Here is a 15014-nt window from a genome sequence, read left to right as displayed (position 1 = left end):
ATCCCGAAGGGAGGCCGTGGCGAAAAGATGTGCGGGTTTAGTACCCCGGGTTCTGGCGCAGGGTCGGTACCCCGTCAACCTGGCTGCGCAAGATCGCAGTGGAGGGGATGGGGAAGTAGTAGTTATCCGTGGTAGGTGTATTTGCCTGTTGCAGGAACGGGCGCCGCGTCTTTTCCACCGCCAGATAGTCCGTGAGGGTTTCCACGAAGTAGTTGGAGTTGTCGTGAATGGCGTAGCGGCGAAGGTCGAACAGGCGGCGACCCTCCAGGGCCAACTCGAGGCGGCGTTCCAGACGAACTGCCTCACGCGCTGCGACGGCGTCCGTCCACGGCTGGGTGTAGGGTTCTACGCTGTAGGTGGCCCAGGTGATGACGGGATCGTCGAGCGGTACGGGAATGTTGTCGCTTCCCTGAGCGCAGTTGCCGGCGCGTTCACGAATCATGTTCACCTTTGCCCGGGCATCCTCTAAGCGGCCGGCGGAAACATCGATCTCTGCCTGGTAGAGCAGCACGTCGGCGTACCGGATGATGGGGATATTCACGGCCGTAAGCTGGTTGGAGGTCCAGCCTACGCTAGATTCCTCTCCCAGGTCGTGGCTGAACTTCTTGCCGCTGTACTCGCTGGAGTACTCGCGGTCCCGAATCCAGGAAGGAGCGTGCTTGCCCCAGTTCAGGAATGGGACATCGTCGCGACCCACCGTCCAGTCGAGGCGGGGATCGACGGGCTGGTCGGGGGTAGGATTGGTATCGAAGGTATTGTCTCGCAGCGGCAGGCCGTTGCCGTCTACCCGGTAAGCGTTCACCAGGTTCTGGGTGGGCTGGTTGAAGCCGCAGCAACCGAAGGGCGAGCCGGCGTGGGGGAAGGTGAGGCGTTCGGAAAAGTTGGCGTTGGCGCCGTCGGAAGTGCCGTCGTTGACCGAGGCCTGTACGCTGAAGATCATCTCCGGACCGTTCTCCCCTTCCAGGGTGAACATATCGTGGAAGCAGTCATTGAGGCTGAAACCACTCAGCTTGTTGAAGGCTTGTTCCGCGGAGCTGTAGTCGTTGTTCAGCATGTACAGTCTGCCCAGCAGTGCGTTGGCCGCACGGGAGTTGGCGCGCCCGACGTCGCTCTGACTGGTGGGTAGTAAGTTGGCGGCCTCCGTCAGGTCTGCCTCGATGAGGGGGAAGATGTCCTGGTCGTTGGGCTTACGCAGGTCTTCGTCCGCTTCGGAGAAATACGGAACGTTCTTCCATATTTTCCAGAGCTCCATGTGGTAGTGACCGCGCAGGAAGCGAGCTTCCCCGGCGATGCGGTTGCGGTCGGAATCACTGATGTCGGTGTTGCCGGCGAGGAGGGAGAGGGTCTCATTCGCCCGCCGCACGCCGTCGTACATGAAGAGGAACTTAGACTGAAAGTCCGGGTTGCTCGGATTCCACTGGTAAAGTTCGACCTGCTGGGCTTCTACGCCGTCGGCGGGTTCACTGCCCTTGTGGGTGTCGTCGGACGGGACGCTGGCAAACAGATAATTGCTCGCGGCACCGCCCCAGGCGTTGTTGCCCCAGTCGTTGTTCCAGCCGTCGAGGCGGGTGTAGGCGGAGATGAGCGCCGCCTCGATACCCTCCTGGGCCGTCAGGTTGGATTCCGCCAGCACGCCCTGCGGGGGAGTGTCCAGAAAATCCTCACTGCACGACCAGGCCAGTAGAACCAGACAGCACAACGCGGATAAATAGCTAATAATTTTCATTGCGTGGATAGTTTTGGGATTAGAAGCCGGCATTGATTCCGAACATGATGATGCGGGTCGATGGATAGTTGCCGTAGTCTATTCCCATATAAAGGTCATCGGCATCCTGACCGCTTACGTCGAAGCTAGACAGGGCCGGATCGAGTCCGGAGTAGTCGGTAATAGTAAATAGGTTCTGGGCCTGAACGTAGACCCGCAGTTTGCTCAGGATGTTGCCCCCCACGGAGCCGGGCAGGGTGTAGCCAAGCTGCAGCTGTTTGAGGCGGATGTAGGAGCCGTCCTCTACGTAGTAAGAAGACAGGCGCCGACTTTCGGCGTCGTTGATGTCCAGGCGGGGAATGTCGGTGTCCATGTTCTGGGGCGTCCAGCTGTCGGTCACTACTCGCACGTCGGCGTTGGTGTTGAACTGGCGGAAAATCGTAAACTGCTTGGTGGTATTCAGGATATCGTTTCCGAAGCTGCCGAAGAAAAAGGCACTTAAGTCGAAATTGCCGTAGCGGGCACCCAGGTTCAGTCCGGCCGTAAAGTCGGGGTGGGGATTGCCGATGGCGGTCAGGTCGGCGTCGTTGATCAGGCCGTCGGGCCGACCGGTGAGTTCACCGGTTTCCGGGTCGTAGCTGTTGACGTCGGCCCACCGGAAGCGTCCGGGTGCGGCGTTGGCCATAAAGTCGGTAGACGGGTCGCCATCAATGGCGTTGGCAGCATCGATCTCCGCCTGGCTCTGCCAGATGCCGTCCCACTGTAGTCCGTAAAAGGTGCCAATGCTGGAACCGACGCGGTTGACGATGTAGTCACCGGTAGCGGTGCGGACCTCGGGTGCGCCGCGGGGAGAAAACACGTCGGAGTCTCCGTCGATCCGCACGATTTGATTGCGGTACTGTGAAAGATTAAGTCCGATGTCGAACTTAACTGGGCCGACGTCCGGGCGCCAGTTTACGGCCAGGTCGAAACCGTTGTTCTCCATTTCGGCGATGTTCACGAAGGGAGGATTGACCGTGCCCGCGGTGAGGGGCAGGGCGGGGTTGAACAGGAGGTCGTTGGTCGTAGACTGGTAAAGGTCCAGCACCACGTTCAACTTGTCGTCGAGAATGGATAGGTCAACGCCGACGTTGGTCGTCTGCTTCTCTTCCCACCCGATCGTCGGGTCACCCAGTGCCGTGGCGGTGTATCCCGTCCGCAGGGTATTCCCTCCGTTGATGGCGTAGAACGTGGTCGCGGTACTGCCACCGAACTGGTTGACGAAACGGTAGTTGCCGATGTTTTCGTTGCCGACCGTACCGTAGCCAACGCGCAGTTTCAGGTCAGACAACCAGTTGACGTCACTGAGGAACGATTCCCCGGAGATGCGCCAGCCGATGCTGGCGGAGGGGAACACCCCGTAGCGATTGTCTTCCGCGAAACGGCTGGATCCGTCGCGGCGGATGGTTGCGGTGACCAGGTACTTTCCGTCGAGGGTGTAGCTGGCCTGACCGAAGGTGGAGAGTAGGGTGTGTTCGCTGCCCCCCGAGTTGGACTGCCGGGTATCGGGATTGGCCAGCCCGCCGCTGAGGTAGCGTACGCTGGGGTCGGTGAGGAAGTACTGGGCGTAGGATCCACTGATGCTGCGGAAACGCTCGTTGAGCGACTCATAACCCACCAGTAAGTTCAAGTTGTGGCGCTCGTCGAAGATCTTATTGTAGCTCGCCGTATTGGTCCACACCCAATTAAAGCTGCGGTTCAGGTTTTCGGAGAAGCTGTTGATGGTGGTCGGCTCGGAGTTTTCGAAGGTGGGAAACTGAAAGTTGGGAGCTCCGCCGACGGAGTAGTTCAATCCGAAGTTGGTTTTCAGCGTCAGCCCGTCGATGACTTCAATGCTCGCAAAGAGGGAACCGATGGCAGCGTCGTATTCTCCCACGTTGTCCCGGTTACGGACCAGGCGGGCGACGGGGTTGGTACCGTTGGAGAGGCCGTTGGCCTTACCGCTGGCGAAATTCCCTCCTACGTCGTAGACCGGAATGATGGGCTGCTCCTTCACGATCTGCATCAGGGTGCCCTGCTCGTTCTGGGTACCCCCCGGTACACCGACCGACTCGACCCGGGAAAGGTTGAGGGTCTCGCCGATGGTCACCTTACCGAGCGTCCACTGGGAGTTTGCGCGGATGGAGTAACGCTTGAAGTACGTCTCGATCATCGTTCCCTGCTGGTTGAGGTAGTTGGCCGAGATGCGGTAGGTGCCGGCGTCCGTTCCTCCGGAGATCGCCAGCGTGTGGTCGGTAATGGGAGCCGGATCGAAAACGGCATCCCACCAGTCCGTGCCATTGGGGTTGGCGCGAACGATCAGGTTATTGGGAAAGCTGTAGGTCGATTCGTCGATGTTGGGCTGGCTGCCGTCGTCCTCGCGATCCGGGAAAATGTAGTTGGGAATCTCCGGGCGACTTCCCATACCGTATATGTTGGAGGGCGGGGTAGAACCAACATTGGCGTACTGATCCCAGAACACGTTTGCGTAGTCCTGGGTATTCTGAATAAGGAAGTCATTGAATCCGCGCTCGTGGCCCTGAACGCCGAAGTAGGCATCGTAGGTGATCTTTGGCTTACCGGATACCCCCTTCTTGGTGGTGATGATGATTACCCCGTTGGAGGCGCGGGTACCGTAGATCGAAGCGGCTGAAGCATCTTTCAAAATCTGCAGACTGGCAATGTCCTGGGGGTTGATGTTGTTGAGGTAGTTGTTCAACTGGGGTACTCCATCCACTACGATCAGTGGATCGTTGCTGGTGAAGGAGGAAATGCCGCGAATGCGGATGTTGGTGCCCGCTCCGGCCTGTCCGGAAGTCGAGGTCTGCACCCCCGTAGCGCGCCCCTCCAACTGCTGGTTGACGGAGGAAGCCGCAATACCGGTCAGCTCGTCGGTGTCCAACACCGCCACGGCTCCCGTAATGTCGCCCTTGCGTTGCTGGCTATAGCCGGTCACAACCACCTGGTCCAGAATGGCTACGTCAGGTTCCATCGTGATGTCCACCACGCTTTGGGTACCTATCGGCACACGCTGGGAGAGATAGCCGGTGAACGAGAAGACCAGCGCGCTTCCGCCATTAGCGTTGACCGAATAGCTGCCGTCGATGTCCGTGACGGTGCCGGTGGTGGTGCCTTCTACGAGCACGGTGGCACCCACCAGACCGACACCGGTTTCATCGTAAACCGTTCCGGTAACGGTCTGGGCGGCAAGCCATCCCGAGCAGACGAGGCTCAGTAAGCCGATACCAAGGATTCTGAAGCGTCTCCAGTTGTCCCTTTGTAAATCAGGGTATAAAACTCTCATAATTAGTGATTGATCAAAGATAATTAAGAGTGCTGGCGAACGGCAGCAACCGAATTTGTCGATCGGTGGATGACCGTAAGCAGATGAGTGTCGTAAAGCGCAGGTGCCGAATGTCGTAAAAGCACGGGTTATTCCTCCAGGCGTACGCACCGACTGCTCCACGGGAGTGGTCGGAGATGAAAATACCGGAGAATGGGTTTGGTGACGTTAAATTTCAATACTAGCAACCAACGATTTCGCAGACAATCTTCTTGGCAGCAACAATTTGGGAATTATAGTGGAAAGCGCAAAGCATTCGAACATAAATTTTGTCATACGTTAGGCAGGCTCTATTAAATTGTATATGCCAAACGAGCGGCACCCCGTATTCGCTGTCTACTCGAACTTAAAATTATAGGTTAAACTGACGATCGGTGCACCGAAGATCGTCAACCGATAACTGCCCAGCGGACTGGAGCCGAACACGTCACTGGGGCTGCCGGCGTCGCGTGGGGTGTAGTAGATGTTATAGGCATTCTTGCGGCCGTACAGATTGTAGACGGTAAAGGTCCAGTCGCCCACCCACCGCTTCTTCACCATCTTAGGGTTGTGGATGGTCCAACTGAAGTCCAGGCGGTGATACACCGGCAGCCGGTCGTTGTTCCGCTCCAGAAAGATGGGCAGGGTCTGCTGGTCGACGGTAAGAAAGCCGTTGGGCACGGTATACGGCCGGTTGCTCTGGGCCACGAAGTTGAAACTCAAGCGGTTCGTCCGCTCATCGTCCAGCGTTAGGTTTAGGTTCAGCGTATGGGGTTGGTCGAAGTATCCGCTGTACCACTCGCCCCGGTTGACGCTGGTCGCAAAGCTGCTGCCATCGACCCGGTTCAGGGTGCGCGCGTAGGCGTAGTTGACCATCCCCTTGAGGTAGCCATGCTCGCGCGATATGCCAATCTCAACGCCGTAGGCTTTGTTTACCCCCTGCAGAAGGGCGGTTTCTACGGCGGGGTTGAGGAAGAAGTCGGCTCCCGGACGGTACTCCAGCATGTTGTCGGTATAGCGGTAATACGTTTCCAGGTTGAACCCGTACTTCCCCTCACCCGGCAACCAAAATAATCCGCCACTGTACAGTGCCGAACGCTGGGGACGGATGAGCTCATCCGACACCTTCCAGCGACTGGAGGGGAGGGGTGTAGTGGAGTTATAAATATTGTGCAGGTACTGGCTACTCCGGGCGTAAGCCGCCTTCAGACTTAGAGTGGGCGTCACCTTTAGGTTCATTCCGAGGCGGGGTTCGAGCCCCCCGTACGTTTGCATGACCGACCCGCCGCCGTATTCCACCGCCCCCGTCCGGGTTTGTCGACGCACGTCCTCGGGATCGCTGTAAAACCGTTGTTCTCCCGGACCGAGCTGCAGGAACTGGGTGTAGCGCAGGCCGGCGGAAAAGGTCAGTCGGTCACTGATTTCCCATACATCTTCGGCAAACAAGCTCAACTCAGCGGACTGCTCACCGGGCAGACTAATGGCCTGTACGGAGCTCGATCCCCCCGGATCCAGTTGGCCGGGATTCAGGTCGTAATGGATCAATTGGAGCCCGCCGGAAAGATGGTGATCACCTCCGGAGCGATAATCGAGGGTGAGCTGCCCGCTCTTGTACCGGATGCGGGAGGCATACTCCACCACGTTTTCGGATGCACGCTGTGGGAAGATCACCTTCGGACGGTGGTCGGAAGCCACCAGGCGCAGTTGAAGACTGGTGCGATCGCTCACGATCCGAAGCCAGTCAAGGGTATTATTGAAGGTATAGTAGTCGTTCTGGTTGCTTTCCGCCACGATTCCACTGAAGGCCGTCAGTAGGTTTACCTCGTAAAAGTCCTTGCTGTAAAAAGTCGACAGGGAATAGATGTTTTTCTCACTGGCCACGTACCGCAGTCGCAGGGTTCCGTCCACAAAGTTGCTGCGCGTTCGCTTAAGCCGCTCGACGAGTTTAAAGGCAAAATCATTGAATCCCGCCCGCCCGGCTACCAGCACCGCCAGTTTCCGGTCCTTGGTCACTGGGGTTTCCACGCTCAGGTGACTCGATACCAGACCGACTCCCCCCTGTAGGCGCAGCTTTTCGGCACTGGGTGTTCTCGATCGAACGTCTAGTATGGAAGAAACCCTCCCTCCGAATCGCGCGGGTATGTTCCCCCGGTACAGGTCCACCCCCCCGATGGCATCCGGGGTAAAGACCGAAAACAAGCCGAACAGGTGGGTGGGCGTGAAGATCGGCGCCCCATCCAGCAGGATCAGGTTCTGGTCGATGGTGCCGCCGCGGATGCTCAGGCCGTTGCTTGCCTCCCCCGCCGAGTTGACGCCGGATATGAGTTGCAGCCCCCGGAACACGTCCACTTCTCCCAGGGCTACGGGCAGCACCTCGATGTCCTTGATAGTAAGTCGTTCCACTCCCATCTGGGGCTGGTCCAGTCGCTGACTGATGTCGCTTGCTTTTACGGTCACCGTCTCAAGCTGGGAAATTTCCGCGCGCATGTTCAGGGTGATCGCTGCCTCGGTAGGTACGTTGATGCCGGTTTGGGTAGTCTCGTAGCCCAGAAAACTGGCCTCCAGGGTATAGCGGCCACGGGGCAGTTCCAGCCGTAAATTTCCCGCGGCGTCGGTGGTCCCTCCGGTGTTCGTTTCTACTACGCGCACATTGATGTAGGTGAGGGGTCGTCCCTCCTCCACGGTATGTACCACCACCGGATGGAGCTGGGCGTGGACCGTGCAGACACTCAGGAGCGGAAGTAGAACCGAAAGGAATAAGCGCATAGGGTAGGAAATAAGGGGAACAAAGGGGGCGGCGGCGCGCAGGAGCAGGGAACGAACCCAGTAGCTAGCCGGGCCAACCGAAGGGGCGCACCGGGGTCCGATTGCCGCCGGTGCAGGGGGCGGCGGGTGGGCTCGGCAGCACCGGCTCGAGGATGATCTGCCCGTCGTAGGGCAGTGAGGTTCCGTCTACCGTGTCGCGATTAAAGTAGACGCGGTCGACCGTAACGGCCTCCACGCTGACGAATCCCAGGACATCGGTGCGCTGGTCACTCCGGTCCCTCAGGTTGCCGATCAGGGGGGCGGGTAGGGGAGCGTTAAGCCCTCCGCTGTTTTCCGACAGGTTCTCGACGACCTGTCCAAACTCGTACGCGTCCCTGGAAATGTTGGCCTGCTCGATCTCGAAGAGCAATCCCCCGGGCCGCTCGTAATCCAGTCGACCGGCTTCCACTCCGGTCATGCGCCGACCGTCGCTGAGGGCATCACTCATGATGCTACTTCCCTGACCCAGGGTGCTGATCCAGCAGGGCAGGTCGCAGAGGTAGTCCCACCGGTTGACGAAGTTCGTTCCCGGCCCCTCGATGCATTCCCCGTTGCGGTACCGCGACCTGCGGCAGGTTGCGCAAACCGCGATGGACTCCCAGGTACGGTAGCGATACTTGTAAAAATTCTCCTCTCCCGGTGGGTCCTCGACGTCGACCAGAAACGTAAAGGTGGGCACGAAACGGTTACGCGACGTACTGAAGTAACCCTCCTGCTCGAAGCGGTAGCGCGGATTAAGGAACGGCACCGCCGGTGGAAGTTGCTGCGGGTCGGATTCGACGACTTCCCCCTCCGGTGTCGCGATGCTCAGGCTATAGGTGCGCCCCGGCTGGGCCACGAAATCATTAGGTGGGACGTAGAGGCCACCGCTGTCTACCGCGACCCATTCGGTGCGCTGACCTTGGTCATCCAGGCTGCTCACCACCGCGCCGGTTACCGGACCAAGGGTATACTGGCCGAACAGCACCGTATTGCGCCGAATGGCAACCTGGCTGTATCCGGGCTGGTCCGTAATGCGACCGTCGACCAACAGAAAACCGGTTTCGTAACGATAGGTCGGTACGACCGGATCGGTACAGGCACTCAGCCCGAAGAGTAGAAGCAGGCAGGTGAGGCCGTATGGGAAAGGAAGGGGGTGCGATTTCACCCCGTCAAAATAGACAAATTACGGTTGCTCGGTCGCTACGGGCCAGTATTCGGGGGTGGGGGCGGTAACCTCAATTGCCTCCCCCGACTTCGGGTCGGTAAAGTTGAGTTGGCGCGCGTGAAGACCGATGACGTGATCGCCCAGGGGACGCAGGGAACCATAAGCGTGGTCGCCGGTGATGGGTGCCCCGGCCGCAGCCAACTGGCACCGGATCTGGTGGAACCGGCCGGTGATGGGAACGACCTGGTACAGGTAGCTATTTCCTGACCCGGCGAGGAGTCGGTAGCTCAGTTTTGCCTCCTGGGCGCCGGCGACGGGCCGGGTACTCGCGAACGCCTTTTTGCGGGTTGGTTCCCGACCGAGGTAGTGGACCAGGTCACCGGTGACGGCGGGCAGTGGCTTGTCGGTCACGGCCCAGTAGACTTTGGTGATCCGGCGGGCGGCGAAGGCTTCGTTCAGCGCCACCAGGGTCGATTTGTTGCGGGCCAGTAAGAGGGCACCGCTGACGGGTCGGTCGAGCCGGTGAACGATGCCTACGTACGCCGGTTTCTTGGCACTTGGTCGTTTCCACTGCTCCTGCGCCCGCGCCTCTACCGTATCGTACTGAAAGTGGCGTTCCGTGGCAATGCCGGCGGGTTTGTTGATAACGGCCCAGTTGGAGCCCTCGGCGATGGTGTCAAGCATGCAGGGATAAAGGCGTGGCGGGAGCGAAGGTTCACCGCGCCCGCGTACCGAGGAAGTAAGCCACGATTCCCACGGTGGCCGCGGCGGTAAGGGTTAGCATCGCGGTGGGTCCGAAACCGTACCAGATACCACCGGCGGCGGAGCTGGCTACCAGGCTGCACAGACTGGCCAGGGCACTATACGCTCCGATTGCGGTGGCCGTATCGGCCTGGGCGCAGGTGTGGGTGATCCAGGCCTTGGCTACACCGTCGGTCGCCGCCGCGAAAAGGCCGTAGATCAGGAATAGGAAGGTGAATGCAAAAAAGGAAACCGCGTATGGAAGGATGGCGTAAACCAGCCCGAAGCAGAGCAGCCCGAAGAGAAACATCCGCTTCGGACCGAATCGATCGGCCAGGCTGCCGAAGGGGTAGGCTGCCACGGCGTACACTAGATTGTAGAAGACATAATACCCGATCACGGCAACGTCCGTCAGACCGGCATCCTTCAGGTAGAGGAGCAGGAACATGTCCGAACTATTGATGAGGGCAAAGCCCGCTAGTCCGACCACCAGGCGACGGTAGGCCGGGGTGGCACGCCGCCAGTAGCCCGCAAATTCCAACAAACCGGGCCGGGCACCCACCACCCGTTCGGTTGGCTTTTCCGTTAGCAGTAGGGTGGCTACGACGGCCAGCAGACCGGGGACAACGGCCAGGAAAAACAGCCAGCGGTACTGCCCGGGGTAGAAATACAGGAACATCAGGGCAACGAGCGGGCCCAGCGCCGCGCCCAGGGTATCCATCGACCGGTGAAATCCGAATACCCTTGCCTTGGTTTCCGGCACCGCCTCCCCGGAAAGCAGGGCGTCGCGCGCGCCGGTGCGGATCCCCTTGCCGAAGCGATCGAGGGTACGGGTGAAGAGGATCCAAACCGGTGAGAGGAAGAGAACCAAAAGGGGTTTGGCCACCGCACTGAGTCCGTAGCCCCACACTACGAAGGGCCGTCGCCGACCGAGGCGGTCGCTCCACTGACCGAAGTACCCCTTACTCAGACCGGAAGTAGCCTCGGCAATACCCTCCAGCACACCGATGCCGATAACTCCGAATCCGATGGATTCGAGGTAGATGGGCAGGATGGGGTAGAGCATTTCACTCGCCAGATCGGTGAAGAGGCTCACGGCGCCGAGCAGGACGACCGTACGGGTTAGAATGGGGTTCACTAACTAAATACCCGCAAATCGGTGCCGTTCAGGGCGGTCTTGTAGGTGGTCAGCCCGTTGGAACCGAACTGATTCAGGCCGTCACCCGCGAGGGTATAGCGGGCGCCGTGTACGGTGCAGTACCACTCGTCGTTGCGCAGCTGCACGGCCAGATTGCCCTCGTGGCTACACTGCTGGGTGGCCGCTACGTAGTCGCCCGTGAGTGTGCGGGCCACTACGATCTTATTGCGCACCACGTAGCCGCCGTCGGTCGCGAGGGGCGCGTTTTCGGTGGCATTCAGGTCCAGCGTGAAATCTATTCCAGTGGATGGGGTAGGGGTAAAAGCCTCATCCTCCTCCTTGCTGCAACCACCCAAACAGGTGGCCGTAAGGGCGAATGCGGCACCGATGCCCAAGTTGTTGAGAAAGTCTTTACGGTTCATCCCGTGAAGTTAAGCCGGACGGGAGGGGAACGTATGGAAGGTATTGGACAAAAGCCGGTAAAGTAGGCCGGCCCCCCGGAATTCGGGTGTGGGTAATGACCTAGAACCGGTAGGAAACATACATCCCCCCGCCGCTCGGGGCTACGGTCAGCCGCCGTCCTCCCGGAGGCCTCCGGTGCAGGGCGGGCACGACGTACCCGATGACCGCCCCGAGGGCGTAGCCGGCCAGTACATCGGAGGGGTAGTGCTGCCCCGCCCGGATGCGCAGGTAACCCGTCAGGGCCGGAACGCCCGCTCCCAGTACCCAGGCGTAGGGCTTCAGGCGGGAGGCGGGATAGTAATCGCTGAACGCCCGCGCGAAGAAAAATCCCGCCGCCGCCGAGCTGCTGGTGTGGCCCGACAGAAAGGCCGCCCGGTCGTTGCCGCCAATGATGGTAGCGGGGTCCAGGTCATCGTCGAAAACGTAGGGACGGGGTCGTTTGGCGGAAGACTTAATGATGTCGGTCAGACCCTGGTTAAGCAGCATCGTCTCCAAAAACAGCAGACTGATTTTTCCCGCTTCACGACGACTCCGCCGACCGGCCATGAGTAAACCCGGTAGAGCAGCGGAGGCGTACAGTGAGTAATCCGAAAGGGTACGGGCCGAGGCGGAGCTGAATTCCGTGGCGATGCGGTCAAAGGACGGGATGTTGCCGAGCCGCAGGTCCGACAGCACGATATCCGGCGTCCGGCTGCGCAGGAGACTGCCGAGGGCTACCGAGCCGACGGACGCGCTGCCGTAGAGCAGGTCGCGCTTGAGCGAAATGTAGTACGGCCCCCCTTCCGTTTTGCCGTCTTGCTGACCGGCCAGGGGTACCGTGCCGAGGAGCAGCAACAGCGTGAAGATCCAGGAAACTATAGGATAGCGCATGACCGGCGGGGTGGGTGGGTTAGGGTGCTTAAGATGCAGACCAACATTGGAGAATTATTGGAGTTGCGTTCAATCTACTTTCAGTTGCTGTTTTCTGGGCTCCAGTTCCTGACGCGCATAGTCGGTGAAGTACTTGTGGTCCGCGAGGAAGGTGTTGTTGGTCAGCTCCCAGTCCTCGTCGGTGTACTTGAGGCCGAATTCCAGCTGCCACTCCCGGCGCAGCATTTCCTGGTAGTCGGGGTAGGCCTCGAAGGAAAGGTGCAACAGGTCCGCATCACACAGTACCTGCTCCAATTTATTGCGGGGATCCTGGGGCATGGAGGTGGCCCGGATGCAATCGCTTACCCGGTCGATCTTCGCGGGGGGGTATCCCTGTTTTTCCAGCCATTCCCGGGCGATGCGGACGCTTACCTCTTCGTGGCCCACGTAGCACTCGATGTGGCCGGTGTCGTGAAAAATGGCCGCCAGGCACACAATCTCCAGCTCCTCCTTGGACAGTCCCATTGCCTTACCGATCATCTTCGTTCCCCGCCAGACGGTCAGGGTATGGTGGATGTTGTGAAAGATGCGGTTGTGCGGCAACTCCCGAATAAGTCGGCGCGTGACGTAGCGACTGGCCCGTTGGGTGATCCGTTTTTGCTTTTTCATAACGGGGCGGTATTGCCACCGAAGTTAAGTGTTACCGAGTGTACGCCGTCGGCGGTGGCGTGGTAGTCGATCCGAAAGCCGTAGTGCTGGCAAATTTCCGAAACGATGGCCAGACCAAGCCCCAACGACTGGTTGTCGGCCCTCCCCTTGGTAAAGCGCTTGAAGAGCCGGTCGGTGTCGCCATCGTGGGGCGGGCCGGAGTTGACCACGGTCAGCTGCCGGTCCTTTAGGATGACGCGAAGGTGGCCGTTCGTCACATTATGTTTGATGGCGTTACTGAGCAGGTTGTTGAGCAGCACGTCCATCAGCACGGGATGGGCGCGGACGCAGGTGCGGTGTAACTCCCGTTCGAGCAATAGGGACTTGGCATCGCGCATTCCTTCCAGCTGGCTCAGCTTGGTGTCGATCAGGGCGGCCAGCTCGATCTCCTCCGTGTCGTGGTACTGCTCGTTTTCGATGCGGGTCAGGAGCAGCAGGGCCTGGTTGAGTTTCTTCAGGCGCTCCAGCGCCTCGCTGAAGTGTTGCAGGCGGGTGAAATCCTCCTCGGTGCGGTCGGTGGTCTGCAGCATCAGGTCCACCTGATTGCGCATAATGGCCAGGGGCGTCTGCAATTCGTGACTGGCGTTGTCGGTAAATTGGCGCAGGGCCAAGTAGTCGCGGCGGATCTTGGTCGTTAGCGTATTGAGGGAACGGCTAAGCTGATCGAATTCTTCGGTGGTCGACGGGGGGAATACCGTAGGCGCCCTGCTCTTCAGGTCGAAACGCTGCACCTGCGCCAGCGCCGCATAAAATGGCCGCCAGATCCGCTTGGACAGGTAGCGGTTGAGGAAGAAAAAGCCCAGCAGGAACAGGGCGAAAAAGGCCATACTGACCAAGAACAGTACTTCGATCAGGTCCTCGTTCTCCACCTTGAGCTGGGAGATCGTGATGCGGTACGGCTGTCCGTTGATCTCGCGGTCGTAGGTGACGCTGCGGAAGGGTTCCATTTCCTGCTCGATGGGCTCGAAAAATACGGTGTCGGAAAAGGTAAAGGGCAGCACGACTTTATCAACCGGGCGGGTCGTAATCACGGCATCCAGCTGGTAAAAGCTCTCCGGCACCTCGGGCAGTTGGGCGAGGTAATGGTCGAGTCGTACGCTCGCGTCGGCAACCTGCTCGTCCATCTCCTCGTCAATGAAGTAGCGCAGCACGTTAAAGAGGAGGATGCCGGTGATTAGGAAGGCCACCACCGCGAAGGCCAGGTAATAGCGGGAAGTACGCTGTAGAAGCTTCATGCCGGTGCCCATTTGTACCCCAGTCCGTAGATCGACTGGATGTAGTCGGCCGCCCCCGCTCCCGTGAGTTTTTTGCGCAGGTTCTTGATGTGGCTATAGATGAAGTCGATGCTGTCGAGCAGGTCGGCCTGGTCGCCGCTCAGATGTTCGGCAACGGCCTCCTTGGTCAGGACGCGATTCTGGTTGGCCAGGAAGTAGATCAGCAGATCGTATTCGGAGCGGGTTAGGTGTACGTCTTGCTGGCCGACGGTCACGGCGTGCTGCAGGGGCTCCACGTGTATCTCGCGGTAGTCGATGTGCTGCTGGCCGCCGAACTGGTTGCGCCGCACGAGCGCCTTGATGCGGGCGTTCAGTTCGGCCAGGTGAAAGGGTTTGGGGAGGTAGTCGTCGGATCCGAGTTCGAGGCCGCTGATGCGATCGTCGATGCTGTCCTTGGCGGATACGATGATGATGCCGGCGCGCTGATTGTCTTCCTTGAGCTTACGGATGATCTCCAGTCCGCTGCCGCCGGGCAGGGTGATGTCGACGAGGATGCAGTCGTAGTCGTAAAGACTCGTTTTATCCCAGGCCTCGTCAAAATCCCGCGCCAGTTCACAGCGGTTACCCTCCGTCTCCAGGTAGGTGCGCATGGATTCCGCCAGGGTGGGCTCGTCTTCGATGATGAGGATCTTCATGGGGTGGGGTGGGGCGATTAAGGTAGGGATCGATCCGTCAAACTCCCCGAAGGTGCGCCCCGATATTGGATAAATTTTGGATTTCCCTACCCGTAGGTCCCGCCGACGTTGGTGGTATTCCGTCTACTACGGGTGTTCTCCACCTATACCTCAGTGACCGCCGCCCGTCAGAATCATGAACAAGGTGCCGCTGATCCGGTATGTCTCTAC

Annotated in this window: 11 protein-coding genes; all 11 read right to left on the bottom strand. The window is 59.5% G+C overall.

What is annotated here, in order from left to right; all coding sequences use genetic code 11:
- Positions 1-37 precede the first annotated feature (37 nt).
- Positions 38-1726 (bottom strand): RagB/SusD family nutrient uptake outer membrane protein, encoded by a 1689-nt coding sequence (locus GGR28_RS06505; protein WP_183494930.1) that lies wholly within the window; start codon positions 1724-1726, stop codon positions 38-40.
- 19 nt (positions 1727-1745) lie between these two features.
- Entirely contained in the window at positions 1746-5027 is a 3282-nt protein-coding gene (locus GGR28_RS06500) for a SusC/RagA family TonB-linked outer membrane protein (RefSeq protein WP_183494929.1), read from the bottom strand.
- A gap of 375 nt (positions 5028-5402) precedes the next feature.
- Positions 5403-7811, bottom strand: coding sequence for a TonB-dependent receptor (locus GGR28_RS06495; RefSeq protein ID WP_183494928.1), 2409 nt, complete (start codon positions 7809-7811; stop codon positions 5403-5405).
- A gap of 64 nt (positions 7812-7875) precedes the next feature.
- Positions 7876-8997: a DUF4249 family protein gene (locus GGR28_RS06490; RefSeq protein ID WP_183494927.1), complete on the bottom strand. Its 1122-nt coding sequence runs from the start codon at positions 8995-8997 to the stop codon at positions 7876-7878.
- A gap of 18 nt (positions 8998-9015) precedes the next feature.
- Positions 9016-9681: an RluA family pseudouridine synthase gene (locus GGR28_RS06485; RefSeq protein WP_183494926.1), complete on the bottom strand. Its 666-nt coding sequence runs from the start codon at positions 9679-9681 to the stop codon at positions 9016-9018.
- Between the two features lie 31 nt (positions 9682-9712).
- On the bottom strand, positions 9713-10876 hold the full coding sequence (locus GGR28_RS06480; protein ID WP_319936708.1) for an MFS transporter: 1164 nt from the start codon (positions 10874-10876) through the stop codon (positions 9713-9715).
- Positions 10876-11298 (bottom strand): Rieske 2Fe-2S domain-containing protein, encoded by a 423-nt coding sequence (locus tag GGR28_RS06475; RefSeq protein WP_183494925.1) that lies wholly within the window; start codon positions 11296-11298, stop codon positions 10876-10878. The genes GGR28_RS06480 and GGR28_RS06475 overlap by 1 nt, the downstream gene beginning before the upstream one ends.
- 100 nt (positions 11299-11398) lie before the next feature.
- Complete coding sequence (locus GGR28_RS06470; RefSeq protein WP_183494924.1) at positions 11399-12208, bottom strand: phosphatase PAP2 family protein; 810 nt, start codon at positions 12206-12208, stop codon at positions 11399-11401.
- Positions 12209-12277: 69 nt separating this feature from the next.
- The gene (locus GGR28_RS06465) at positions 12278-12856 is read right to left on the bottom strand and encodes an HD domain-containing protein (RefSeq protein ID WP_183494923.1); all 579 of its coding nucleotides are present in this window, start codon (positions 12854-12856) and stop codon (positions 12278-12280) included.
- Positions 12853-14130 carry a sensor histidine kinase gene (locus tag GGR28_RS06460; RefSeq protein ID WP_183494922.1) on the bottom strand — a complete coding sequence of 426 codons (1278 nt, stop codon included), beginning with the start codon at positions 14128-14130 and terminating at the stop codon, positions 12853-12855. The genes GGR28_RS06465 and GGR28_RS06460 overlap by 4 nt, the downstream gene beginning before the upstream one ends.
- Positions 14127-14804, bottom strand: a complete 678-nt coding sequence (locus tag GGR28_RS06455) for a response regulator transcription factor (protein WP_183494921.1) — start codon at positions 14802-14804, stop codon at positions 14127-14129. The genes GGR28_RS06460 and GGR28_RS06455 overlap by 4 nt, the downstream gene beginning before the upstream one ends.
- Positions 14805-15014 lie beyond the last annotated feature (210 nt).

This window comes from Neolewinella aquimaris (assembly GCF_014197245.1).
GTDB lineage: Bacteria > Bacteroidota > Bacteroidia > Chitinophagales > Saprospiraceae > Neolewinella > Neolewinella aquimaris.
Note: the sequence above shows the minus strand (reverse complement) of the source record. Positions and strands in the feature narration are given on the sequence as shown.

Bases quoted from the DNA above. Each gene is read 5' to 3' on its own strand.
- GGR28_RS06495 (WP_183494928.1), bottom strand. From the start codon at position 7,811: ATGCGCTTATTCCTTTCGGTTCTACTTCCGCTCCTGAGTGTCTGCACG.
- GGR28_RS06470 (WP_183494924.1), bottom strand. From the start codon at position 12,208: ATGCGCTATCCTATAGTTTCCTGGATCTTCACGCTGTTGCTGCTCCTC.
- GGR28_RS06460 (WP_183494922.1), bottom strand. From the start codon at position 14,130: ATGAAGCTTCTACAGCGTACTTCCCGCTATTACCTGGCCTTCGCGGTG.
- GGR28_RS06465 (WP_183494923.1), bottom strand. From the start codon at position 12,856: ATGAAAAAGCAAAAACGGATCACCCAACGGGCCAGTCGCTACGTCACG.
- GGR28_RS06500 (WP_183494929.1), bottom strand. From the start codon at position 5,027: ATGAGAGTTTTATACCCTGATTTACAAAGGGACAACTGGAGACGCTTC.
- GGR28_RS06455 (WP_183494921.1), bottom strand. From the start codon at position 14,804: ATGAAGATCCTCATCATCGAAGACGAGCCCACCCTGGCGGAATCCATG.
- GGR28_RS06475 (WP_183494925.1), bottom strand. From the start codon at position 11,298: ATGAACCGTAAAGACTTTCTCAACAACTTGGGCATCGGTGCCGCATTC.
- GGR28_RS06505 (WP_183494930.1), bottom strand. From the start codon at position 1,726: ATGAAAATTATTAGCTATTTATCCGCGTTGTGCTGTCTGGTTCTACTG.
- GGR28_RS06485 (WP_183494926.1), bottom strand. From the start codon at position 9,681: ATGCTTGACACCATCGCCGAGGGCTCCAACTGGGCCGTTATCAACAAA.